The 21,550-nt window shown below is 70.2% G+C and carries 23 protein-coding genes, 2 pseudogenes and 1 riboswitch; of the genes and pseudogenes, 10 read left to right on the forward strand and 15 right to left on the reverse strand.

All coding sequences use genetic code 11. The features are described 5' to 3' along the window. Window positions 1–85: 85 nt before the first annotated feature. The 7 genes from J1C73_RS06950 to J1C73_RS06980 form a co-directional block, all read right to left on the reverse strand. Window positions 86–859 carry an urease accessory protein UreD gene (locus tag J1C73_RS06950; protein ID WP_207315561.1) on the reverse strand — a complete coding sequence of 258 codons (774 nt, stop codon included), beginning with the start codon at window positions 857–859 and terminating at the stop codon, window positions 86–88. Then, window positions 856–1,533 carry an urease accessory protein UreG gene (gene ureG / locus J1C73_RS06955; RefSeq protein ID WP_207315562.1) on the reverse strand — a complete coding sequence of 226 codons (678 nt, stop codon included), beginning with the start codon at window positions 1,531–1,533 and terminating at the stop codon, window positions 856–858. The genes J1C73_RS06950 and ureG overlap by 4 nt, the downstream gene beginning before the upstream one ends. Before the next feature lie 50 nt (window positions 1,534–1,583). Beyond that, window positions 1,584–2,246, reverse strand: a complete 663-nt coding sequence (locus J1C73_RS06960; RefSeq protein ID WP_207315563.1) for an urease accessory protein UreF — start codon at window positions 2,244–2,246, stop codon at window positions 1,584–1,586. A 13-nt stretch (window positions 2,247–2,259) separates the two neighbouring features. Continuing rightward, window positions 2,260–3,981, reverse strand: coding sequence for an urease subunit alpha (locus tag J1C73_RS06965; protein ID WP_207315564.1), 1,722 nt, complete (start codon window positions 3,979–3,981; stop codon window positions 2,260–2,262). After that, window positions 3,974–4,285, reverse strand: a complete 312-nt coding sequence (locus J1C73_RS06970) for an urease subunit beta (protein WP_207315565.1) — start codon at window positions 4,283–4,285, stop codon at window positions 3,974–3,976. The genes J1C73_RS06965 and J1C73_RS06970 overlap by 8 nt, the downstream gene beginning before the upstream one ends. 10 nt (window positions 4,286–4,295) lie before the next feature. Continuing rightward, window positions 4,296–4,598, reverse strand: a complete 303-nt coding sequence (locus J1C73_RS06975; protein ID WP_123467820.1) for an urease subunit gamma — start codon at window positions 4,596–4,598, stop codon at window positions 4,296–4,298. A gap of 138 nt (window positions 4,599–4,736) precedes the next feature. Beyond that, the gene (locus J1C73_RS06980) at window positions 4,737–5,366 is read right to left on the reverse strand and encodes a TetR/AcrR family transcriptional regulator (RefSeq protein WP_207315566.1); all 630 of its coding nucleotides are present in this window, start codon (window positions 5,364–5,366) and stop codon (window positions 4,737–4,739) included. Window positions 5,367–5,474: 108 nt separating this feature from the next. On the opposite strand from J1C73_RS06980, the gene J1C73_RS06985 reads away from it, so the two are divergent. Next, window positions 5,475–6,464, forward strand: coding sequence for an ABC transporter permease (locus J1C73_RS06985; RefSeq protein WP_207315567.1), 990 nt, complete (start codon window positions 5,475–5,477; stop codon window positions 6,462–6,464). 64 nt (window positions 6,465–6,528) lie between these two features. On the opposite strand, the gene J1C73_RS06990 is transcribed toward J1C73_RS06985, so the two are convergent. After that, entirely contained in the window at window positions 6,529–6,819 is a 291-nt protein-coding gene (locus J1C73_RS06990; RefSeq protein ID WP_207315568.1) for a type II toxin-antitoxin system Phd/YefM family antitoxin, read from the reverse strand. Between the two features lie 134 nt (window positions 6,820–6,953). Continuing rightward, a complete protein-coding gene (locus tag J1C73_RS06995) occupies window positions 6,954–7,175 on the reverse strand; it encodes a hypothetical protein (protein ID WP_207315569.1) in 222 nt (73 codons plus the stop codon). Window positions 7,176–7,330: 155 nt separating this feature from the next. Between J1C73_RS06995 and J1C73_RS07000 the strand changes: the two genes are divergently transcribed. After that, on the forward strand, window positions 7,331–7,501 hold the full coding sequence (locus J1C73_RS07000) for a hypothetical protein (RefSeq protein ID WP_207315582.1): 171 nt from the start codon (window positions 7,331–7,333) through the stop codon (window positions 7,499–7,501). Between the two features lie 243 nt (window positions 7,502–7,744). On the opposite strand, the pseudogene J1C73_RS07005 reads toward J1C73_RS07000, so the two are convergent. Continuing rightward, window positions 7,745–8,104: pseudogene (locus J1C73_RS07005) on the reverse strand (transposase); the annotation flags it as partial. 196 nt (window positions 8,105–8,300) lie between these two features. Here J1C73_RS07005 and J1C73_RS07010 point away from each other — a divergent pair. Beyond that, window positions 8,301–9,974, forward strand: coding sequence for an FAD-dependent monooxygenase (locus tag J1C73_RS07010; RefSeq protein WP_207315570.1), 1,674 nt, complete (start codon window positions 8,301–8,303; stop codon window positions 9,972–9,974). Window positions 9,975–10,094: 120 nt separating this feature from the next. Here the strand turns inward: J1C73_RS07010 and J1C73_RS07015 are convergent, their stop codons facing one another. Continuing rightward, window positions 10,095–10,478 carry a hypothetical protein gene (locus J1C73_RS07015; protein WP_207315571.1) on the reverse strand — a complete coding sequence of 128 codons (384 nt, stop codon included), beginning with the start codon at window positions 10,476–10,478 and terminating at the stop codon, window positions 10,095–10,097. A 240-nt stretch (window positions 10,479–10,718) separates the two neighbouring features. After that, window positions 10,719–11,663, reverse strand: a complete 945-nt coding sequence (locus J1C73_RS07020) for a recombinase family protein (RefSeq protein ID WP_207315572.1) — start codon at window positions 11,661–11,663, stop codon at window positions 10,719–10,721. A gap of 262 nt (window positions 11,664–11,925) precedes the next feature. Between J1C73_RS07020 and J1C73_RS07025 the strand changes: the two genes are divergently transcribed. The 3 genes from J1C73_RS07025 (at window position 11,926) to J1C73_RS07035 (ending at window position 13,996) form a co-directional block, all read left to right on the forward strand. Continuing rightward, entirely contained in the window at window positions 11,926–12,171 is a 246-nt protein-coding gene (locus tag J1C73_RS07025; RefSeq protein ID WP_207315573.1) for a hypothetical protein, read from the forward strand. Next, on the forward strand, window positions 12,158–12,634 hold the full coding sequence (locus J1C73_RS07030; protein WP_207315574.1) for a Clp protease N-terminal domain-containing protein: 477 nt from the start codon (window positions 12,158–12,160) through the stop codon (window positions 12,632–12,634). Before J1C73_RS07025 ends, J1C73_RS07030 begins: the two co-directional genes overlap by 14 nt. Window positions 12,635–12,835: 201 nt before the next feature. After that, a complete protein-coding gene (locus J1C73_RS07035) occupies window positions 12,836–13,996 on the forward strand; it encodes a serine hydrolase domain-containing protein (RefSeq protein WP_207315575.1) in 1,161 nt (386 codons plus the stop codon). Window positions 13,997–14,049: 53 nt separating this feature from the next. Here J1C73_RS07035 and J1C73_RS07040 read toward each other — a convergent pair. Then, window positions 14,050–14,282, reverse strand: a pseudogene (locus tag J1C73_RS07040) (hypothetical protein); the annotation flags it as partial. 14 nt (window positions 14,283–14,296) lie between these two features. After that, window positions 14,297–17,335, reverse strand: coding sequence for a Tn3 family transposase (locus tag J1C73_RS07045; protein WP_207315577.1), 3,039 nt, complete (start codon window positions 17,333–17,335; stop codon window positions 14,297–14,299). A gap of 649 nt (window positions 17,336–17,984) precedes the next feature. On the opposite strand from J1C73_RS07045, the gene J1C73_RS07050 reads away from it, so the two are divergent. The 3 genes from J1C73_RS07050 to J1C73_RS07060 all read left to right on the forward strand — a co-directional run bounded on the left by J1C73_RS07050 (window position 17,985) and on the right by J1C73_RS07060 (window position 19,915). Continuing rightward, complete coding sequence (locus tag J1C73_RS07050) at window positions 17,985–18,620, forward strand: ATP-dependent Clp protease proteolytic subunit (protein ID WP_207315578.1); 636 nt, start codon at window positions 17,985–17,987, stop codon at window positions 18,618–18,620. Between the two features lie 7 nt (window positions 18,621–18,627). After that, a complete protein-coding gene (locus tag J1C73_RS07055) occupies window positions 18,628–18,936 on the forward strand; it encodes a hypothetical protein (protein ID WP_123467850.1) in 309 nt (102 codons plus the stop codon). A gap of 329 nt (window positions 18,937–19,265) precedes the next feature. Beyond that, window positions 19,266–19,438: riboswitch (cyclic di-AMP (ydaO/yuaA leader) on the forward strand. Between the two features lie 3 nt (window positions 19,439–19,441). After that, window positions 19,442–19,915: a C40 family peptidase gene (locus tag J1C73_RS07060; RefSeq protein WP_207315579.1), complete on the forward strand. Its 474-nt coding sequence runs from the start codon at window positions 19,442–19,444 to the stop codon at window positions 19,913–19,915. Between the two features lie 34 nt (window positions 19,916–19,949). Here the strand turns inward: J1C73_RS07060 and J1C73_RS07065 are convergent, their stop codons facing one another. Next, window positions 19,950–20,603 carry a LysE family translocator gene (locus J1C73_RS07065; RefSeq protein ID WP_207315580.1) on the reverse strand — a complete coding sequence of 218 codons (654 nt, stop codon included), beginning with the start codon at window positions 20,601–20,603 and terminating at the stop codon, window positions 19,950–19,952. A 72-nt stretch (window positions 20,604–20,675) separates the two neighbouring features. On the opposite strand from J1C73_RS07065, the gene J1C73_RS07070 reads away from it, so the two are divergent. After that, window positions 20,676–21,550: LysR family transcriptional regulator (locus J1C73_RS07070; protein WP_207315581.1), on the forward strand; the 875-nt coding region annotated here is incomplete at its 3' end.

Genomic DNA, 21,550 nt, shown 5'->3' on the forward strand with positions numbered 1-21,550 from the left:
GCTCACGGTCCGTGGAGCGCTGCCGGGCCGCCCGTCGTGTCGCGTCGTCGTGGCGCGCCAGAAGGGTGGTCGCGCTCAGCGGTGTTCAGCCGGCCGCGGCGGCCGTCAGCTCGCCGTGCGCACGGTCCAGCACGGCCCGCAGCTCCCTCGCGTCGGCGGCCACCGCGGTGACCAGCACGGCGGGGCCGGCGAGGCGGGTGAGCACGGCGGTCGGTCCCAGCAGCCTGCCTTCCGGGCTCCGGTCGTCGAACGACGGCTCCACGAAGAGCAGTTGCCCGACGGCGCGGTGGCCGCCGAGCACGGCCGGGCCGTCCCAGCCGCCGGGGGCCCCGGGCCCGTAGGCCACCTGCTGGTCGAGGAGCGGGCGCCCGGCGCGGCGGACGGTGAGCCTGCTGAGGAGGGTGCCGGGGCTCTCTCCGTGGCGGCCGAGGATCTGCTCCTCGCGCAGCACCAGCCTTGCGGTGGGCGCGAGTTCGGCGGTGGTCCGCGTGATCAGTTCGCTGCCGTGCGCGGAGATGAGCTGTTCCGGCAGCCAGCTGAGCTCGGCCCCCTCCCCCGCGCTCAGCCGCACCTCGTAGCGGGCGGGTCCGGTCCCCGGCCCGGGGCCGGGGAGGGCGAGTGTGGCCGCGGCCGAGTCGACGGCGAGCCGGGCGCCCGGATCGGCGCGCACCTCGATGGCGAGCCGGTCACCGCCGAGCGGCGCGCTCATCGCGCCGACCACGGTGACGCGGGCCGAGCCGGGTGACACGGCCCTGGTCCGTCGCAGGGCGAGCGGCCCCTCGCTCTCCAGGACGGGGAGCGAGGTCGCGCCGCGGCTGTCGCGTACGGCGGTGACGCGGGCGGTGGCCCGGACGCTCATGCGGTCCAGGAGGCGAGCTGCCCCCGCACCCAGTCGGCGACGGGTCCGACGCCTTCGCCGGAGGTGAGCGAGGTGAACAGGACGGGCAGTTCGCCCCGCTGTTGTGCGGCGTCGCGGGCCATCCGGCCGAGGTCGGAGCCGACGTAGGGAGCCAGGTCCGTCTTGTTGATCACGAGCAGGTCGGAGGTGGTGACACCGGGCCCGCCCTTGCGCGGGATGTCGTCGCCCCCCGCCACGTCGATGATGAAGATCTGGGCGTCGACGAGCCCCTTGGAGAAGGTGGCCGTGAGGTTGTCGCCGCCGGACTCGACGAGGATGAGGTCGAGCGGCCCCACCGCGTCCTCCAGGTCCTCGACGGCTTCGAGGTTGGCGGATATGTCGTCGCGGATGGCGGTGTGCGGGCAGGCGCCGGTCTCGACGGCCTGGATCCGCTCGGGCGGCAGTACCGCGTTGCGCAGCAGGAACGCCGCGTCCTCGCGGGTGTAGATGTCGTTGGTGACGACCGCGAGGGACAGCTGGTCGCGCAGGGTGCGGCAGAGCGCGGCCACGGTCGCGGTCTTGCCGGAGCCGACCGGTCCGCCGAGCCCGATGCGCAGGGCCCGCCGGGTGCCGTCGGGGCGTGCGGCGTCGGCGCCGACAGCGGCCGGGCCGGGATGGGAGTGGTCGAGGTGCATGGTGCGGCTCCTGTGCTGTTTCGGGTCAACGAGTTCTTCTGCGAGCGGGGCTACGAGGCGAACAGCCGGACCGGCCATCCGGCGTGGGCCTCGGCGGTGATGTCGAGCAACGGGGCCGACGCGGCGGGCAGTTCGTCGATGCTTCCGCGGGCTGCGGCGGCAGCCAGTTCGGCGACGTGGTCGAGTTCGGGAGCGAGCCGGGCAAGGACGGCGGTGGCGTCGAACGGGTTGAGGGAGAGCAGTCGGACCACCGCCGTGGCCGGCCCGCTCACCGCTTCGTACGCGGCGCAGTGCGCGGCATCCTGCGGCCCGAGCCCTGCCGCGCGGGCGGTGAGACCCAGCACGACGGGCTGGTGGACGCCTCGCGGACGGGCCTGCGCGAGCGCGTCGAGTTCGCCGCTGGGCCAGGTCGCGCGGGCCGCCCGCATCAGCTGGCGGCCGAGCCTGCGCGCCACCGCACGCAGCGCGGGCGAGGGGGTGCGGGCGTCGGCGGCCTCGTCGAGGGCGAGCGGGTCGTGCCCGTGGGCAGCCGCTGCGGCGAGCGCCGCGGCGGTGAGCCCGGTGGTGTGGAGGCGGCCCCGGCAGAAGTCGGCGAGGTCCTCGGCGTTGCGGACGCGTCCTGCCCCGACGGCCGGTTCCGCACCACCGGAGTGGGCATGGCCGCCGGCGGGGAACCGGCCGTCGGCCAGGACGAGCAGGGCTGCACGGCTCATCAGGGGACCGTTCTCAGAAGAGGAAGTAGCGCTGTGCCATGGGGAGTTCGGCAGCAGGTGCCGGTTCGACCGGTTCGCCGTCGATGGTCACGGCGAAGCTGTCGGGGTCGACGTCGACCCGTGGCAGCGCGTCGTTCTCCCGCATGTCGGCCTTGCCGACCCCCCGGGTACTCGTGATCGGGACGAACCGCTTCCCGAGTGCGAGCCGCTCCGGCAGCCCGTCCTCGATCGCCGCCGCTGCCACGAAGTTGAACGAGTTGGCGGCCGGGGCCCGGCCGACGGCGCCGAACATGGGCCGGGGCAGGACGGGCTGCGGGGTGGGTATGGAGGCGTTGGCGTCGCCCATCTGCGCGTACGCGATCTGGCCGCCCTTGATGACGGTCTGCGGTTTCACTCCGAAGAACGCCGGTTCCCACAGCACCAGATCGGCGAGCTTGCCGATCTCGACCGAGCCGATCTCCTGGTCGAGGCCTTGGGCCACCGCGGGGTTGATGGTGTATTTGGCGACATAGCGACGGACTCGGCGGTTGTCCGCACGCCCGTCGCCCGGCAGCGCGCCGCGACGCCTCTTCATCACGTGCGCGGTCTGCCAGGTGCGCAGGACGACCTCCCCGATGCGGCCCATCGCCTGGGAGTCGGACGAGATGATCGAGATGGCGCCCAGGTCATGGAGGATGTCCTCCGCCGCGATGGTGGAGGGCCGGATCCGTGATTCGGCGAAGGCCAGGTCCTCCGGCACGGCGGGGTTGAGGTGATGACAGACCATCAGCATGTCGAGGTGTTCCTCGATGGTGTTGACGGTGTGCGGCCGGGTGGGGTTGGTGGAACTGGGCAGGACGTACGGCTCCGAGACGACACTGATGATGTCGGGCGCGTGCCCGCCTCCCGCCCCCTCGGTGTGGTACGCGTGGATGGAGCGCCCGGCGATGGCGGCCAGGGTGTCGGCGACGAACCCGGCCTCGTTGAGCGTGTCCGTGTGGATGGCCAGCTGGGCACCGGTCTCCTCGCAGACGCCGAGGCAGGCGTCGATGACGGCGGGTGTCGCCCCCCAGTCCTCGTGGATCTTGAACCCGAGCGCCCCTGCCCGCAGTTGGGAGTGCATGGCCTCGCGGGACATCGTGTTGCCCTTGCCGAGCAGACCGATGTTGACGGGGTACGCCTCCAGTGCCGCGAACATCCGGGCGAGGTGCCAGGGGCCCGGGGTGATGGTGGTGGCCTTGGTGCCCTCGGCCGGACCGGTACCGCCGCCGACGAGCGTGGTGATGCCTGAGGAGAGCGCCTGGTCCATGAGGGTCGGCGAGATGAAGTGCACATGCGCGTCGATGGCGCCCGCGGTGATGAACTTCCCGTTGCCCGCGATGATTTCGGTCTCCGGACCGATGACCAGCTCCGGATGGACGCCGTCCATGGTGTCCGGGTTGCCGGCCTTGCCGATCCCGGTGATCCGGCCGTCGCGGATGCCGATGTCCGCCTTGACGATGCCCCAGTGGTCGATGATGACGGCGCCGGTGACGACCGTGTCGGGGGCGCCTTCGGCGCGGGTGGTGCGCGCCTGGCCCATGGACTCGCGGATCACCTTGCCGCCGCCGAACACCGCCTCGTCGCCCGCGAGTCCGGGGCCGCCGCAGCGGTCCTCCTCGATCTCCACGAGCAGATCGGTGTCGGCGAGACGGATCCGGTCGCCGGTGGTGGGACCGAACAGGTCCGCGTACACGGCGCGATGGAGTTCAGCCATCGAGAGCACCTCCGGTCTCGCCGCGCAGGCCCGGGACGATCCGCCGTCCGGCCAGGGGGACGAGTTCGATGTCGACGGGTATGCCGGGCTCGAAGCGGACGGCCGTGCCGGCGGCGATGTTCAGTCGCAGCCCGCGGGCTGCCGTACGGTCGAACTCCAGGCCGGGGTTGGCCTCGGCGAAGTGGTAGTGCGAGCCGACCTGGACAGGCCGGTCGGCCGCGTTGAGCACGGTGAGGCGGGTGACGGTCCGGCCCGCGTTGAGCGGCACCGGTCCGTCCGCGTACAGGATCTCGCCCGGAATCATCGGCGGCCCGTCAGACGATCGGATCGTGGACGGTGACGAGCTTGGTGCCGTCCGGGAAGGTCGCCTCGACCTGTACGTCATGGATCATCTCGGCTATGCCGTCCATGACGTCGTCGCGGCTGAGCACCTTGCGCCCGGATGCCATCAGCTCCGTGACCGTACGGCCGTCGCGGGCACCCTCCATCAGATGGGAGGTGATGAGGGCCACCGCCTCGGGGTGATTGAGCCGCAGTCCGCGGGCGCGGCGCTTCTCCGCCACATCCGCGGCTACGTGAATGAGCAGACGTTCCTGCTCGTGCGGGGTCAGTTGCACGTGTCCACCTCACAGTCGTCCGCCCAGTACCGGCCCTGGGCGCAGCGCGACACTAGCCGCCCTCAACAGACTGTTGAATGCCGAACCGGTGCCGCGCGGCGAGGTATTGCACGTTAGAGCCGAAGTTTTTCCGGCGCGTTAACTGATCTTTTGCACATCCATGGCCATGAGCCCCCGCAGACCGTCCTCCATGGTCTCGGGCCCGGGGTCACCGAACATGGCCATCTGGACGATGAATCCCTGGGCGGCGGCGATCAGCGTGCGGGCGACCCGCTCGTCCGGCACATCGACGGCGAGCACGCCCTGCTCCCGGTACGCCCTGACCAGCTCGGACCATGACGCCCGCAGCCCCTCGTACGCCTCGACGAGGGTGGCCGCCAGCCGGTCGCTGCGCAGGGACTCGGACCACACCTGCACGATCAGCCCGGCGTACGCGCGCCGGTCCAGCCCGCGCCCCCCGTCCACACCTTCGGCGAACAGGGTGCGCACCACGCGGCCGATCAGAACATCGGGCGTGGGCGGCGGGCTGACCTGGGCGGCCCGTTCGAACGCCTGCCGGACGCCGGCGACCGCCTCCCCGGCGATGGCCGCGATCAGATCCTCCTTGCCGCTGAAGTAGCGGTACACCGCACCTGCCGACAGTCCGACCTCCTTCAGCACGTCCTGCATCGAGGTGCCGTGGAACCCGTCGCGGGCGAAGCAGCGCGCGGCGCCGTCGAGGATCTGCCGGCGGCGGGCATCGAGGTGTTCCTGGGATACACGGGCCATGCCCTCAATCTAAAACGAACGTTCCTTCTTGACAAGTCCCAGCCATGACGGGACAGTGAGGCCTTATCTAAAACGAACGATCATTCTCTTTGAATCGAGGCCTCCGCCATGCCCACTGCCCCCGACCGCCGCCTGGTGGCGGTCGTCCTTCTGGTCCCCGCCGTGGTGGCCCTCGCCCTCTGGGCCTTCGCCTGGCCCGCCGCCCGGATGGCCCCGCGCGAGCTGCCCGTCGGCGTCGTCGGCTCCGGTCCGGCCGCCGACCAGCTCCAGGGACGGCTCGAAGAGCGTGACGGCGCCTTCGAGATCCACCGGTACGACTCCGAGGCCGCCGCCCGCACCGCGATCGAGCACCGGTCCGTATACGGCGCGGTGGCGGTCACCGCGAAAGGCCCCACGCTGCTGACCGCGTCCGCGGCGAGCCCGGTGGTCGCCCAGCTGCTGCACGACGCGGTCACCGCCCAGGCCCCGGACGGCGCCGCGGTCCCGGTCACGGACGTGGTGGCGGCGCCGGCCACGGATCCGCGCGGCAGCGTCCTCGGCGCGAGCATCCTGCCCCTGGCCATCGCGGGCGTGGCCGCCGGAGCCGCGGTGACCATGCTGGGCCTGCGCGGCGGCCGGGCGGCCGCGGCCCTGCTCGGGGTCGCCGCCCTCGTGGGGATGGTGTCCGCCGCGCTCACGGACAGCTGGCTCGGGGTCCTGACCGGCGACTGGTGGAGCGAGGCGGGCGCGTTCGGACTCACCGTGCTCGCGATCGGCGCCACGGTGGCCGGGCTCGCCGCGCTGATCGGAACAGCGGGCGTCGGGCTGGGGTCGCTGCTGATGGTGCTGGTGGGCAACCCCTTCTCGGGCGTCACCAGCGCTCCCGAACTGCTCCCCCGGCCGGTCGGCACGATCGGCCAGTGGCTGCCGCCGGGCGCGGGCGGATCGCTGCTGCGGTCCGTCGCGTTCTTCGACGGCAACGCGGCGGGCCGAGCGCTCCTGACCCTCACCCTGTGGACCGTGCTGGGACTGACCGCGGTGTTCATCGGCGGCCGGCGCAAGCCCAGGAAGGCGGACTCCGCCGCCGCACCCGAGCGTCACCCCGCACTGACCGGCTGAGACACCGCACGGAAGAGCCGTGCCCCGCCGCCCTCCACGGGCGGGGGTGCACGGCATTTCCGTATCAGTCCCCCGGACCCTGCTGCCCCCGGTGTTCCGCGGCGATACCGAAGCGATGGCGTTCGCCGGGAGCGGACGACAAGGAGCTGATCGAGGAGACCGAGCTGATCACCTGCTCCTGCTCCTGCTCCGCCGCCTCCTCGTCCTCAAGTCGCTCCAGGTCAGCGGCCGATACGAACGCCACGAGCGGCTTGCCGTGCCGCGTCACCACCACTCGCTCACCGCCGTAGACGACACGGTTGATCAGTTCGGCGAGCTCAGCTCGGGCTTGCGTCACCGGAATCTCGTAGGCCATGCTCCCCAGCCTATGCCCCGTTCCTGATGGCCACAGAGTCCGTGCGACACCAGAAAAGCCCAGCTCCCGAGGGGGCTGGGCTTCTTCGTGCGTGCAGTGCGCGAGACGCATGCGAGACGCCGCGAGCTACGGATTCACTCGGCCGCCAGCTCACCAGGGCCGGCGTTCGTGAACCGTCGGACCTGCTGACGGGTATACCCGGTGACCTCGCACATGTCCTTCCGCAGCAGGCCGTCCAGAGCCGCCTGCCGGATCGCGTCGGCCAGCTCCTGGCGAAGAATCTCCGTCCTTGTCCCGGAGTCCCTGAATCGCGCGGCCACGTACGGAACGACCTGACTCAACCAGGAGCCCGTCATGCTCCCGCCTCCCGCCACCGTCGTATCGCCGCAGCTGCGGACGTCGACACGGCGGTCCTCAGCACCACCACCTCCGCCGGCCTGGTCCTCGCCCGCCGCTACCTGACCGGCCGCGGCATCGACCAGGACTTCGCCGACCAGTACGGCAGCCCCTTGTGAACGGCTTCCTCCTCACCGAGGCCCCCGTGCTCGACAAGGCGTTCCTCTCGTACAAGCGGACCGCTGAGTACGTCCCCGCCGCGCCGGCCTCCGTGGTCGGCCCGGTCGAGGAGTTACGTGACCGCGACCGCCGGATACGCCGCCCGCTTCGACGGCCTGACGGATGACACGCTGCGCCGCATCGAGGGGACGCAGGACGACCCCGGCCTGTGTATCCATGCCCGCCGGACGGGGCCCCACGAAACCTGCTCTGCTTCGAGGAGATCATCGTGCGTACCTCCACTTCCGCCCCCGCCACGTTCAAGCCGTGCGGCGGCATCGTCACCCCCGCGTTCATTGCCGCGCCGGCCGCGCCGGTCGAGGACCGCACCACCACCTACCAGCTCAAGGACGGCGGCGTCCTCGGACCTGTGAGTTCGCCCTTTTTTAGCCCTCACGTGCGCGGAGTCGAGGACTGCCCGGGAGAGGTCGAGCACGTCGGCATCATCCAGGCGGTGCAGGATCTCCTCGTGGAGCCGGCCCCAGACACCGGCTCTTGACCAGATCAGGAACCTGCGGTGGGCCGTGGATTTCGATGTCCCGAAGCCAGGCGGCAGTGCCCGCCTGGCGCAGGCGCTGACCAGGACGTAGATGATCGCGGCGAACAGCGTCTCGTCAGGCGTGTCCTGCGTTCCGCCGCCCTGCGGCCGCACCTTCGACGGCGGGATCAGCGGCTCGGCGATCTCCCACAGCCCGTCCGGAACAATCCAACTCCACGTACCCCGCCCCATGCACAGGCCAACGGGCCGACCCCGCATAGGACACGGTTCAAGATGTCGTCTCATGTGGCTCGGTAAGCTATTGGCAAAGAAAGGGTTTTGATTCCTCCGGGTCCGCACTGCTGGGGAACCTCAACCTTTTCGGGTCGGCGCAACCTGGTGCAGCACACGGCTCGGAAAGCAAGCCGGACGACGAGGGAGCCTGATCATGGCCGATGTCGACGTACTCGTAGTGGGCGCGGGCCCGGTGGGCCTGACGGCGGCGGCCGAGCTGCGGCGACACGGCGTGGACTGCCGCATCGTCGACCGGTTGGCCGTCCCGAAACCCTATGCCAAGGCCATCGGCGTCCTGCCCCGCACGCTGGAGGTGTGGGACACCATGGGCCTGGTCCGCGGGGCGCTGGACCACGCGGTGCCGCACCTGGGCCAGCTGGTCTTCATCGACGGCAAGCCGAGCCCCCGGGTCGAGCTGACTCTGTCGCCCGAGATCCCCTACCCCTTCGCCACGCTGCCCCAGTCCGCGACCGAGCGGCTGCTCACCGAGCATCTTGCCCGCTTCGGCACGGAGGTGGAGCGGGCGACCGAGCTCCGCTCGGTGGAGATGCGCCCGGACGAGGTCGAGGCCGTCCTCGCGCACGCGGACGGCCGGATCGAGCGTCTGCACGCCCGCTACGTCGTGGGTTGCGACGGCGCGCACAGCCTGGTCCGCAAGGCTGCCGGGCTGGCCTTCGAGGGCGACGCCTTCCCCGAGCAGTACATGATCGGCGACGTCGAGGTCGACTGGGAACTGCCCGCCGGCTACAGCATGCGGGCCGTGAACCGGGACGCGAACGGTGCGATGGACGACATGCTCGTCTGCATTCCGATGCCGGGCGTTCGGCGGTACTGGCTGTCGATGCTGCGCCCCGGCTCCCACGCGGGGGGCGAAGACGGCTCAAGCGCGTCGGACGCGATCGGCCTCGGCCTGGGGGATGGCCACGGACCGGACCTCGGCCAGATCCAGGCCGTGCTCGACCGGCTGTCCCCGGAGCCGACGACCGCCTCCACGCTGCGCTGGTCGTCCGCCTTCCGGACCAGCCACCGCATGGTGGACCGCTACCGCAACGGCCGCCTCTTCGTCGCCGGGGACGCCGCGCACATCCACCCGCCTATCGGCGGGCAGGGCCTGAACACCGGCGTGCAGGACGCCTACAACCTCGCCTGGAAGCTGGCCCTGACCGTCCGCGGTCTGGCCACGGACGACGTGCTGGAGAGCTATCACGCCGAACGCCACCCGGTCGCGCAGGAGGTGGTCGGCCGCACCGTCCACCATGCCCGTACCGTCCGCCATGCCGGCACCGGCCTCAGCAGCGACGGGGCCGATGCCGAGATGCTGCTGCGGCGCCAGGCCCAACTGCTGGTCGCCTACCCGGACAGCCCGTTGGTCCAGCAGCAGGCGGCGGACGGCACACCCGCGGCCGGTCCTGCCCCCGGCGACCGGGCACCGGACTGCCGCGGCCTGCTGAGCGACCTCGCCTCCTACCCGCGACGGCTGTTCGACCTGCTGCGCACCCCGCGGCACGTGCTGCTGCTGTTCGCGGACTCGGAGCACGCCTCGGGCGACGGCGCCGCCCGGCTCGAGGCCTGCGCCGCCGCGGCGCATCGCGCTGCCCACGGCCTGCTCGACGCCTATCTGGTCACCGCCGCAGAAGTGCCGCAGGACGCCCGCCCGGTCGGCCTGCGCCCGCCGCGGGTGCGCGACGCGGCGGGCGAGTTCCGCGACGCCTATGCGCCGCGTGACGGCGAGGCCCTCCTGATCCGCCCGGACGGCTACCTCTCCGGACGCTTCCACCCGGCCGTGCCGGAACGCCTGACGGCGCATCTGCGCCGAACCTTCGCCTGACTCCTGCTGCCGCGGGCGGCGCACCGCCGGTGACGGTCCTACGGGCGCGCCCCCGAAGAGCGAGGGACACGCGTCTACAGGCAGTCAGCCCCTCGGCGGGTGGTGTCATGTTTCAAGGGTTCAGGTGCCCAGCACGTCCATGAGGTGATCGTCCAGGTCGGCGACGAAGGCCTCCCACCGCCACGGGCGGAGCTCCGTCCGTGCCCTGCGGAGGCGGATGGCCGGGACACGGCCGCCGGTCGTAGTCACGGCAAGAACGCACCCGTGCAGGAGATCAGCGGCCGACCGAGGGTCACCCATCCGGATACGGGCCAGCGCCTGGTCCGTCGTCACGATCGCCCGTTGCACCCGCTCCCGAGGTGCGACCAGCTCCGACGCCGACGCCTCGAACCGGTCGTGCGCCCGCCCCGGATCACCGACGTATAGCTCGCACACGCCTTCGAAGCCCCGCAGGTGCCCAGCCCCGAAGCTGCTGCCCGACGGGTCGCCAGCGGCCCGCTCCACGATGTCGCACCAGGCCGGACCGAGCGCCGCATGCGCTTGGCGTTCCAAGCCGGCCCGAACGGCAACCCCTGCCTCCGCGCATGCGCCCGCGCCACCTGCGCCTGCAGGAGCGCACGGAAGAAGCACGTCAAGTTGATGGTCGCCTGGCTGCTGGTGTCGGCGCAGCGCCGCGGAGGGCCGGCACCGGCCTGCGCACGACGACGGCTGACGGCCCTGTACTCGTGAAGCTGCCGTTACCCGTCATGTAGCGGAGCGTGACTGATTTCCGAGGTCCGCAGCGGGGGCATACAGGTTGACGCGGTTCTCGTACTCGCGGCGGGCCTTGCGTTGTGCCGGAACCGCCGCGGTGCCGTCGAGGGCTTGGCAGAGGCCGAGGAGTCGGCGGTGGATCGCGGGCACGGCCTTGATGCGCAGGGTGTAGCCCTGGCCGCGCCGAACGGTCACGCCCTGGTCGAGCGTGGCGCGCTCGGCGGGCTCCAGTTCGGCGGCGCGGAGGAAGTCGGCGACCTTGCCCGGCATGTCGAGGACGACAGGCAGTTCAGGGGCCGGGGTGCCCGGGTCGGCGGCCGTGTGCTCGGGCAGGAGGTCGGCGACGGCGGTTCGGATAGCGCCGCGGCTGACGTCGTAGTCGCGGGCGAGGGCCGCGATGGACCGGCCTTCCAGGTACGCGGTGCGCACAGCGTCGGTCTTCGCGGTCGGGACGGCGGGGCGGCGCCCGCCCTTGTTGCCCTTGGCCTCGGCCGCCCTCAGTCCGTCGTACGTCAGCTCCCGCTGGAGGTCGCGTTGGAGTTCGCCGGCGGCGGCGAGGGTCTGCACCATGAACTTCACCGTGGACAGCAGCTCGCCGGTGCGCGGGTGGCGGGCGGTGAGGTCCATCGCGGAGAACGCGCCGTCGTGGATTCGCAGGGCGAGCCGGTCGCGGTGCAGGACGTCGAGCACGTCGAGGATGTGCCCGGTGCCGCGCACCAGGCGGAACATCTCGGAGATGTGGACGGTGTCGCCCGGCCGCGCGTACACGAGCAGCTCGGCGAACTTCGGGCGCTGAAGCGGGTGGAGGCGACTGGAGGTGCCCGCGGCTTCCTCGAAGGCGACCGGGTCCTCGATCCCGGCCTCGTCCAGAACGAGGTTCTGACGGTCGGTCGACTGCTGGTCGGTCGACACCCGCTTGTAGACCAGGTTGGCCATGCCACTCCCCGCGTCAGTGCTCGCATTCGACCCTAGCTGTCAGCAAACCCTGTCAGCAGCCGTCATCGGATCTGATTGGATCTGCGCCGCCGTCGGACCCCCGAAAGCCTGGGTTCATTGGACGCCCGCCGCGCCTGTCGTCATTCGTTCGTTTGGCGACAGAGCGGCGCGTGATCACGAGCCTCCGATAGATCACCGCCCCCTGTCCCAGCTATTAGCAACGTGGGTTGACTATCTCTATTAGTCAACTACAGTTGCTTGCATGTCCGTCGGCAAGAATTCCCTTCCTCAAGAGCCCGCTGACGCCCTGGCGGCTGTCGTGGCGCTGCGACGCCTTGCCGATCAACTGGAGGTCGCTGCTGTCGAGCAGGCCATGCGAGCGGGCTGGAGTTGGCCGCAGGTCTCCGAGGCGCTCGGTGTCACCCGCCAAGCCGTCCACAAGAAGCACGCCAAGCGGCTCATCGCCGCCGGAGTCAAGCTGAGGAGGCGCGGCGATGAGCGCGTTTGACAAGTACCTGCACGCAGTCATCGTGCGGGCGATGCACGAAGCCCACGAGGACGGGTCAGCGACGATCGACGCGCACCATCTCCTGCTGTCGCTCGCCGCCGATCAGGGAACTACCGCACAACAGGTCCTGGCCTCGGCAGGGCTCGATCACGCTGCTGTCCGCGATGCACTGGATCGAGAGTTCGAGCACAGCCTGAACATGGTTGGAGTTTCTCCGGCCGCCTATGACCTTCCCAGGCCGAGCCACGCTTCCCAGCAGCCCAAGATGGGTGCATCCGTCAGACTCGCACTGGATCGGAGCTTCGCCTCCGCCCACAAGAAGGACCTGCGGCCAGCGCATTTGCTGCTCGGGATCCTGCAGGCTCAAGTCGGCACCGTGCCCCGTGCTCTCGCCTTGGCAGGTATCGATCAGGCCGAGCTGGCGGACCGCGTACGGCAGACGCTCAACAGCCAGGATCAGTGACCACTGGAAACAACCTGACACGGCCAGTTCACCCCGCGGCCGTGCCCTTGCCGGGATGCGCAGTAGGTCCTGTAGGCGTGCACGATGGACCGCTCGCTGCGCTGGGCGCTAAGCCCCTGGTGAGAGCCGGTGTGTCAGTGAATCACGCTGTGGAGATGGGCCGACGGTCACTTACGGGTCACACACGACAAGGAGGATTACATGCATCGACACACCGCTCATATAGACAGCGGCCGACCAGGCGCCGAACCGGTCAAAACAGGGGGCGCGAAATCTGAGTCCGCGCCGGCCTCAGGGGCCGCGGGCTACGAGGCGATTCAGCGCTTACTTCAGCAAGCCGTGACTCACGGCGGCCTTCCCGGCATTCTTGCTGAGGTTTACGACGGCGACCGGCAGTGGTTCGGGACCGCAGGAGTGGCCGACACCCGAACCGGCCGCAAGCGTTCACAGCAGGACCGGTTCCGCATCGGCAGCATCAGCAAGACGTTCGTGGCCACCGTCGTGATGCAGCTGGCAGCGGAAGGCAGACTGAGTCTGGATGACACCGCGGAACAGTGGCTGCCCGGCGTGGTCCATGGCCATCACCACGACGGTGCCAGGGTGAACATCAGGATGCTGCTCAACCACACCAGCGGGATCTTCAACTACACCGACGACCAGGAAGCACTGAACCGTTACGAGACACACCCGCCCGAGTCACTGGTGCAGATCGCCATGTCCCATCCACCCACCTTCATACCGGGTTCGGGCTGGGCATACTCCAACACCAACTACGTCCTCGCAGGCGTGATCATCGAACGGGCCACCGGCCGCGCGCTCGCCGAGGAGATCACGGAGCGGATCTCCCGCCCACTCGGCCTGGCTGGCACGTACCTGCCGCATGGCAGCGACCCGACGATCCACGGGCCACACTCCCGGCACTACACGAAGCTGTTCCAGACCGACCCCGGCGCGCCGGTCCACGACGCGACCGAGTTCGATTCATCCATGTTCTGGGCTGCCGGCGGCATGATCTCCACCGCCGGGGACCTCAACCGGTTCTTCGGCGCCCTGCTGGGGGGCCGGATACTGCCACCGGACCAACAACGCGACATGTTCACCACCGTGCCCACCCGCGACTGGATTTCCAACGCCGCCTACGGCCTCGGCGTTTCCTCAGTGAGACTGCCCTGCGGGGAAACGGTCTGGGGCATGGGGGGTGCGCTCTTCGGATCATGGTCCTACGCCTACGGCGCTCGCGATGGCGAACAGATGGTCACCACCAACGTCAACGGCGACTGGAGCAAGGACAGTTGGGACGACCCCATCGGAATCTTCACCGATCTCCTTCAAGCGAAGTTCTGCCGTCGAAGCGATACCTGAACACCGGTCACGGGCCGGGCCTGGTCAGCTCCTGATACTTGCTCCTGCCCGCCGTCGTCGTCCTCGTCCAGCTCCGGCGCACTCGGGTCGCGCAGCGGGCGCGCACGCCGCCGTCGACCGAGGTGAAAGCGCGGAAGCTGTAGCGGCCGAGTACGTTGAGGTCCGCGTGCTTGAGCGGGAAGAAGCGGGCAACGTCCTCGTCCAGGACGTCGTGCTTACGCTCCTCGACCGGCAGCGCCCGCAACTCCCCGACGGCGGCATTCAGCACCAGCCCGAGCGCTCCGAGGTGACGCTGCGCCATCACCCCGAGACCGCGGCCGGTTCATCGGCAGGGGTGCGCGGGCCCGGCATGGTCCGGGCGGTCAGATCCAGGTCGAGGCGCCGGTTCATGTCCAGCTCGAACCGTCCGTAGGGATTCACGTGCGTCCAGAACAGCGGCGACAGCGCCCGCCGGTCCGCGTCGGTGAGAGTGTCGGCCCACTTCGGATCGGCGAGGACCTGCTGCATCAGCAACGTGTTGACGTGGACCAGGGCGGACTGGAGCAGGTGCAGCGCCAGCATGCTGACCTCCTGGGATTCCTTGTCCGCGCCGGCCAGGTCGCCGTCCTTGCCGTAGAAGAGGTCCTTGTTCGCGGAGTTCCAGTTCTCCACGACCTGGAGCCCTTCGTGGATCTCCTGGCGCATCTCGACGTCGGCGAGGTAGTCGCACACGAACGCAGTGCGCACTGCCCGCCCGAGTTCCTCGATCGCCTGGTAGGTGGGGTGCTTGGGGCCGCCGCGGGTGAACCGGCGCAGGACCTGCTCGGCTTCGGCGGTGCCCAGGCGCAGGGCGGTGGTGTACTTCACGATCTGGTCGTACTGCTGGGCGATCAGGTCCCAGTTGATCGTCTTGGTGGACAGCACCGGCGCGAGGTTCGGCCACTTCTCGTCCTGCCCGGCCGCCGGCCGGTACAGCTTTGCGGAGCCGATGTTCTTCAGCCTCGGCATCAGCTTGAAGTCGAGCATGTGGGCGAAGGCGAAGCCGACGATGGACGCCCCGTGGGTGTCGGTGTACTGCCGGTCCACGTCCATGTCGGTGCAGTGCCGCAGCACGCCCTCGATCATCGAGGCGACCTCGGAGGCCGAACAGGACTTCAGCTGGGAGTAGATGCAGACCGATTTCCGTTCCACGTGCCAGTAGATCATCACACCGGGACCGCGGTAGCGCTGGTGCCACTCGGTCATCAGGTTCGAGGACCAGGCCCCGAACTTGCGGCTGTCGGAGGCGCACGCCGTCCCGGTGCCCCACCACATTTCGTCCCGGGCGGCGAAGGTAGCGTTCACCAGCTTGCGCACGGCCGCGCGCATGTTGGCGCGGTTGACGAACAGGTGCCGTACCCGCCGCAGGGTCGCCTCGGACTCGCCGTGCTTGCCGGTCACCGCGACCCGCTTGATGCCCATGTTGGTGCCCAGCCCGAACAGGACCAGCAGCAGGCGGCGCCGCAGTACGTCCTTGGACAGGTTCTCGCGGGTGGCCACCGAGGTGAACTCGGCGATGAAGTCCGTGTCGAACTCCGCGTACTTCAGGATGTCCAGCAGGTCGATGGTGCCCCAGCGCCGTTCGATCTCGCCCTTGACCGCCACCAGGTTCTCCGGCTCCTCCTGCTTGCCGCGCGGGGAAACCCGAATCCACGGCTCACCGTGCTTCTTCACGATGGCCACCCCGCCAGACGTGCCCTCCGCCAGGGCGCTCTCGAAACGGTCCAGCGAGGTGCGGAGCCTGTCTTGCAGGGCGGTGATGAACTCGCCGGAGTCCTGCGGCTGGCCCAGCGCGGCGTAGTGCACATCCCGGTTGTCCTCGAAGTCGGCGGGCAGGTCGTCCTCCGGGTTACGCCACCGGTTCGCCCCCACCACCCAGATCTCCCGCCGGCGCACCGCATCCCGCAGAGCAACCAGCACGCACAGCTCGTACGGGATGCGCTCGACCCGCCCCTTGTCATCCACCACCGCCGCCCGCCACTGCTCGGGCACCACCCCCGCCAGCGGCACCGTCTCCGCCTGATCGAAGAACGCCCCCTCCTTCAACGGCTGCTCCAGATACCGCTTGAGCAGGTCGATCGCGTCCATCACCGGCCGGTAAGCGGTGTTGTTGCACTTCCATTCCAGCGAGCCCAGCAGCGGCGAGAGCATCCGCCGCCAGTGCGCCGAGTACGACGACCGCAGCACCGTACGGACCCGCGCTTTGTAGCGGGCCTCGTTCGCCGCGGCCTCCGCCGCCAGGGCCTTCAGCGTCTTCTCCCCACCGACCACGGGATAGATCACCCGCCGCACCGTGCCGGACGGCTCGGACAGCGCAGCCTCCGCGACCCGCAGCAGCATGCCCTCCTTGCCCCGGATCTTCTTCAGCTCGGCGTTCAGCTCCTTGTCGACCTTCCGCTCCGCCCGGGTGTTGATCTTCAGCACAAGCTGGATGAACAGGTCCACCAACGAGTCGGTGATCTCCGTCTGCCGCACATGACACAGCGCGGCCAGCAGCGTCAGGCGCCGCGGCGGCTTCATCCGCTCCAGATTCGCCGGGTACTCCTTCGACGCCCGCGCCCGCCACGCATCCACCAGCTTCTCCGACACATCCGCGAACAAGTCCGCAGGCAGCTCCAGCCACCGCACCCGCTGGAGCTTGTTCACCTCCGCCAGCAGGCTCTCCAGCCCCGGCGCCCCCGGATCGGTCTTCAACTCGGCAAAGTGCGACCGTCCGCCGCCCGCCACCGAGTCCTCACCGGCCGCGCCCTCGCCCGTCTCGCCCCCGCTGCCGACGACCAGGTCCTCCAGCCGGGAGCGCGTCGCGTGCGAGATCCGCTCTAACCTGCTGCGGCAGAACTGGGCCTCGAAGTCCGTGACCGCCCGGCCCACTAGCCGCTGCACCTTCGCCGGGGCCGGCGGCTCGATGTGGTCATTGCGGCATCGGGCCACCACCGCCGCCATCAGACGCTCGCGCGAGAGCTCCACCGGGCACAGTTCTGCGGCCAGCCACTCCGCCAGCCGCTCCTGGTCCTCCTCGGTGCCCGCCCGGAATCCGAAAGCCGTACGGATCTCCGTGCGGTGCCGGGTGATTGCCCGGCCCTGCCAGTCGTACGCGGCCCACTCCTCGGCCGGCACCTTCACCTGCTGGGCCACGTACGCCACCGCGGGCGCCGGAACTTCTCCCGCATTCTCAGGGAACCGCGCCTCGACCTCGAAGAACTTCAGCAGCAGGGCGAAGCCCAGCCGATTCGCCCCGGTCTTGTTCCGCAGCCGCACAACTTCGTCCTCAAGAAGCGTCCAGACCTCGATCAGGTCCTCTGGCTCCCACTCCTGCCGCACCGGTGCCTCCGCGCCTCAACCAACTTGGATCTCCATATCGTGGCAATCACCGGTCTCAACTGGACGCGAAGCGCTGAACCGCACCCCAGGGCCATCACGTTCTGCTACATGACGGGTAACGGCAGCTTCACGAGTACAGGGCCCTGACGGGGTGCTGGGCCGCCTGCGCGCGGCCCTCCGGCTGGCCGTCAGGCGCCGCCTGGTGGCCCGGAACGTCGCCGAGTACATCACCGTCCCCCGCAAGGCCCGGAAGGCTGACACGCCTGTACGAAGCCCGCCACACCTGTCTCACGTTCCTGGCGATGAACGGTGTGCCGGACACGGTTCTGGCGGCGTGGGCAGGGCACATGAACGCCGGCTGCACCAAGCGCGTGTACGTACATCCGACGGCCGATGACATGCGTTCGGCGTCCGCTCAGTTGGAGGCCCTGCTGGGCTTCAAGGACGGGCCCTCTCGACCTGCTGTGTGAGAGATTGTCAGATTTCGTCTCTCAAGCCGAGAGCGAAACCGCGTCTGATCTGTTGTTTCCCCTGGATCACCAGGGCACGCTCTCCACCATAACCTTCTGTACGTCCTGTACATTTTCCACAGAAGCGCGCGCAGGCACCCCCACGGGCCCCTGCGCGCCCCGGAGGAGAGGTCTTCGCCATGCACCGCCCCGCCGCCCGCTACGTACTGCCCGAGTTCACCGAGCGCACGTCCCAGGGGACCCGCACGCTCGACCCGTACTCCAAGCTGCTGGCCGAACGGGTCGTCTTCCTCGGTACCCCGGTCGACGACACCGCGGCCAACGACCTGGTCGCGCAGTTCATGTACCTGGAGCACAACGCGCCCGACCGGCCCATCCAGCTCTACATCAACTCCCCCGGCGGCTCGTTCGGAGCCATGACCGCGGTCTACGACACGATGGCGTTCCTCACCTGCGAGGTGGAGACCTTCTGCCTCGGCCAGGCGGGCGCCGGCGCGGCCGTGCTGCTGGCCGCGGGAGCCCCCGGCCGACGGCACGCGCTGCCCGGCGCACGGGTCGTGATGCAACAGCCGGAACTCGCCGAACCGGTGCAGGGGCAGCCGTCCGACCTGGAGATCGAGGCCCGGGAACTGGCCCGGATGCGCGAGACGCTGACGGGCATGCTGGTCCGCCACACCGGACGCTCCGCCGAGCAGATCACCGCCGACACCGAGCGCGATCTCATCCTCGACGCCGAGGGCGCCAAGGCCTATGGGCTGATCGACCACATCGTGCAGAGCCGCGGTCCCGCACTGCCACCGCCCGTCGCGCGGTGAAGCCCCGATGCAGCCACCGGAGTTCCCGCCGCTGCCCGCCCTGACCCGCGCGGAGGGCGAGTTCATCGACCGCTATCTGGAGGTCGTCGACCAGTTGGGCCGGATCAACCCGGCCCGCGCCGACGACACCTACCGGGCCCTGCGCGCCGCGCAGGCGCTCGCCTCCCACGCCGCGGCGCTGCGGGACGCGCTCGCACTGATGCACGAGCGGGGTGAAGCCCGGATCCACTCCGCCACGTTGACGCGGGCGCTACGGGTACTGGACGGCGAGCGCCGCGCCGGGCGGGTCACCGTACCGCCGGCCCCGACGAGTTGATCAACCCCCTTGCGCCGACACGCCCGACGGGTGGACCGAATTATCTCGCTCGTTCGGCGTAGGTGTCACCTCGCACGAGGGACAGCTCAACTTGCGCTTTCGAGGTGGTCCATGGGTGAAATCTCCCGTTACGCCGCTGGTACGGCACGGGCGGGGGAGGCCCGGCAACTCCCCGTAAAACCCCCTGTCCACCCGATCAGGTCAGTCGTGATGAGCCTCACATATCACCGTTTCACCTCGGAAATCCGGCGGTCGGTGAGTCAAGATCCCTGGGACGACAAGCCCCCGCCACCGCGGCGGGGCGGTCCGGGCGGACGCCGAGTCCTGCCGCCGCCCGGATGCCTGGTCGACAGGAGTGGATCGGCAGGAGTGGAGGACCCGAGCACAACGGGCCGACCGGACCTCCGGTTGTCCCTCGGGGTGAAGCCGCCTTGTGCGGCCGGGCAACTTCGCCAGCCCGAACCCGACAGGTCATCCTTCACAGGCGGCTGACGAAGGGTTGCGCATGAGTGCGCAGGTTCATGTCCCGTCTCTGCTTGCCAGGGCCACAACGGCCTCGGTCATGACTCTCGCCGCCGTCGGCGGCACGCTGTTCGCCCCCGGCGCCGTGACCGACGCCCAGGCCGCGACTCATTCGTTGAAGGCACTCGACATCGCCGCGTCGAAGAAGGGCTCGCCGTACCGGTGGGGCGCCACCGGCCCCAGCCGTTTCGACTGTTCGGGGCTGACGCTCTATTCGTTCAAAAAAGTGGGCAAGAAGCTCCCTCGTACGGCGCAGCAGCAGTACAACAAGACCCGCCACATCTCGGCCTCGAAGCGGCAACGCGGCGATCTGGTCTTCTTCCATTCCGGCCGCAGCATCTTCCACGTGGGCATCTACGCGGGCAGCGGAAGAATCTGGCACTCGCCGAAGACCGGCGCCGTGGTGCGGCTGGAGAGGATCTGGACGAAGAGCGTCTTCTACGGGCGGGTCCGCTGACGCCTGTGCCCCGCCACCGGATCCGCACCCGAGATCAGTGCAGCAGGGTGCCGGTCACCAGCACCGCACCGAGTGCGGTGAGTGCCGCGCCGCTGCCGCCCTCGATCGCCCGGGCGGTACGCGGCCGGCGCAGCCACCGGCCCAGGCGGTCCACCAGGAGCGCCACGGCCGGGAACCAGATCAGTGCGAGCAGCACGACGATCACGGCGAGCAGCAGCGTCCTGGGCAGCGGGTCGGCCCCGGCGGGGACGAACTGCGGCAGCAGGCTGAGGAAGAGCACCGGCGCCTTGGGGTTCAGCGCGTTGGTCAGGAAGCCCTGGCGCAGTGCGCGCCGGGTCCCGACTGCGGCCTGCCCGCCGTCCGGCCGGTCCGCCGCGGCTTCGGGGGCGTGCGCCTGCCCGTCGCGGCGCCGGGCCGAGCGCAGCGCGCTGACGCCCAGGTAGAGCACGTACACCCCGCCGAGGAGCTGAACCGTGCGGAACAGCACCGGCACCGCCACCAGCACGGCGGCCAGCCCGGCGACGGCGAGCGCGGTGTGGACGAGCAGCCCCCCGGCGACGCCGAGCGCGGTGGCCACCCCCGCCGACCGCGAGGCGAGAGCGTTGCGTACGACGACGGCGAAGTCCGCTCCGGGCAGCGCGACCATGGCGGCGGCGACTCCGAGGAAGGCAGTCAGTTGGGCGTCCATGGCTCCACCCTGGACCCGAACAGCCTTTAGCATGTACTTGCAATCTCGTGGGTCTGCCAAAAGGAATGCTTAATGTACGACCCGACACGGCTCGCGGCGCTGGTGGCGGTCGCCGAGGCCGGTTCGATCACCCGGGCCGCCTCCCGCCTGGGCTACACGGCCCCCGCGCTCTCCCAGCAGCTCGCCAAGCTGGAGCGGGAGGCCGGTGCCGCGCTGCTGGTCCGGCACCACCGGGGCGCCCGTCTCACCGCCGCGGGCGAGCTGCTCGTCGGCCGGGCTCGGCGGGTCCTGGACGAGATGGACCAGGCCCGCCACGAGCTGGCCCGTCTCGCCGGACTCTCCGGAGGACGCCTGCGGGTCGGCACCTTCACCACGGCCGGCATCCATCTGCTGCCTCCCGTGCTGAGCGCCTTCCGCCGGGCGCACCCGGATGTGGAGCTGGTCGTCACGGAGTACGAGCCGCCGGGCGGGGTGGCGGCGGTGGCGGCGGGCGAGGTCGATCTCGCGCTGACGCACGCGTACGAACCGGCCGCCGCGACGCCACTGCCCTCGGGCGTCAGTGCCGAGCCCCTGCTGGTCGAGGAACTGGTGCTGATCACCGCCGTCGGGCAGGTCCTGGCCGACGGCAGCGGGCGGCTTCCGGTGACGGACCTCGCGGGCCGGCCGCTGATCAGCAGCGCGCCCACGCATCCGCCGCGGCGCGGCGTGGAGAGTGCCCTGGCCGAGGCGGGCGCACTGCCCGCGGTGGTCTGCGAGTCGCCCGGTTATGCGCTGGTGTGCGCCCTGGTCAGCGCGGGCATCGGGATCGCGGTGGTTCCCGAGATGGTCGCGGCGATGTCGCCGACGCCGCTGTCCGTACGGAGGCTGGATCCCGCCGCGTTCCGCCGGACGATCTCGGTGGTGCACCGCGGTGACCGGTCGAGCGCCGCGGCGGCGACTCTGCGGGC

It is taken from the genome of Streptomyces laculatispora, assembly GCF_017353455.1.
Lineage (GTDB): Bacteria > Actinomycetota > Actinomycetes > Streptomycetales > Streptomycetaceae > Streptomyces > Streptomyces laculatispora.

Excerpts from the sequence above, each read along its gene's own strand:
- J1C73_RS06950 (WP_207315561.1), bottom strand. The coding sequence starts at position 859 with ATGAGCGTCCGGGCCACCGCCCGCGTCACCGCCGTACGCGACAGCCGC.
- ureG (WP_207315562.1), bottom strand. The coding sequence starts at position 1,533 with ATGCACCTCGACCACTCCCATCCCGGCCCGGCCGCTGTCGGCGCCGAC.
- J1C73_RS06960 (WP_207315563.1), bottom strand. The coding sequence starts at position 2,246 with ATGAGCCGTGCAGCCCTGCTCGTCCTGGCCGACGGCCGGTTCCCCGCC.
- J1C73_RS06965 (WP_207315564.1), bottom strand. The coding sequence starts at position 3,981 with ATGGCTGAACTCCATCGCGCCGTGTACGCGGACCTGTTCGGTCCCACC.
- J1C73_RS06970 (WP_207315565.1), bottom strand. The coding sequence starts at position 4,285 with ATGATTCCGGGCGAGATCCTGTACGCGGACGGACCGGTGCCGCTCAAC.
- J1C73_RS06980 (WP_207315566.1), bottom strand. The coding sequence starts at position 5,366 with ATGGCCCGTGTATCCCAGGAACACCTCGATGCCCGCCGCCGGCAGATC.
- J1C73_RS06985 (WP_207315567.1), top strand. The coding sequence starts at position 5,475 with ATGCCCACTGCCCCCGACCGCCGCCTGGTGGCGGTCGTCCTTCTGGTC.
- J1C73_RS06990 (WP_207315568.1), bottom strand. The coding sequence starts at position 6,819 with ATGGCCTACGAGATTCCGGTGACGCAAGCCCGAGCTGAGCTCGCCGAA.
- J1C73_RS06995 (WP_207315569.1), bottom strand. The coding sequence starts at position 7,175 with ATGACGGGCTCCTGGTTGAGTCAGGTCGTTCCGTACGTGGCCGCGCGA.
- J1C73_RS07010 (WP_207315570.1), top strand. The coding sequence starts at position 8,301 with ATGGCCGATGTCGACGTACTCGTAGTGGGCGCGGGCCCGGTGGGCCTG.
- J1C73_RS07020 (WP_207315572.1), bottom strand. The coding sequence starts at position 11,663 with ATGGCCAACCTGGTCTACAAGCGGGTGTCGACCGACCAGCAGTCGACC.
- J1C73_RS07025 (WP_207315573.1), top strand. The coding sequence starts at position 11,926 with ATGTCCGTCGGCAAGAATTCCCTTCCTCAAGAGCCCGCTGACGCCCTG.
- J1C73_RS07030 (WP_207315574.1), top strand. The coding sequence starts at position 12,158 with ATGAGCGCGTTTGACAAGTACCTGCACGCAGTCATCGTGCGGGCGATG.
- J1C73_RS07035 (WP_207315575.1), top strand. The coding sequence starts at position 12,836 with ATGCATCGACACACCGCTCATATAGACAGCGGCCGACCAGGCGCCGAA.
- J1C73_RS07050 (WP_207315578.1), top strand. The coding sequence starts at position 17,985 with ATGCACCGCCCCGCCGCCCGCTACGTACTGCCCGAGTTCACCGAGCGC.
- J1C73_RS07055 (WP_123467850.1), top strand. The coding sequence starts at position 18,628 with ATGCAGCCACCGGAGTTCCCGCCGCTGCCCGCCCTGACCCGCGCGGAG.
- J1C73_RS07060 (WP_207315579.1), top strand. The coding sequence starts at position 19,442 with ATGAGTGCGCAGGTTCATGTCCCGTCTCTGCTTGCCAGGGCCACAACG.
- J1C73_RS07065 (WP_207315580.1), bottom strand. The coding sequence starts at position 20,603 with ATGGACGCCCAACTGACTGCCTTCCTCGGAGTCGCCGCCGCCATGGTC.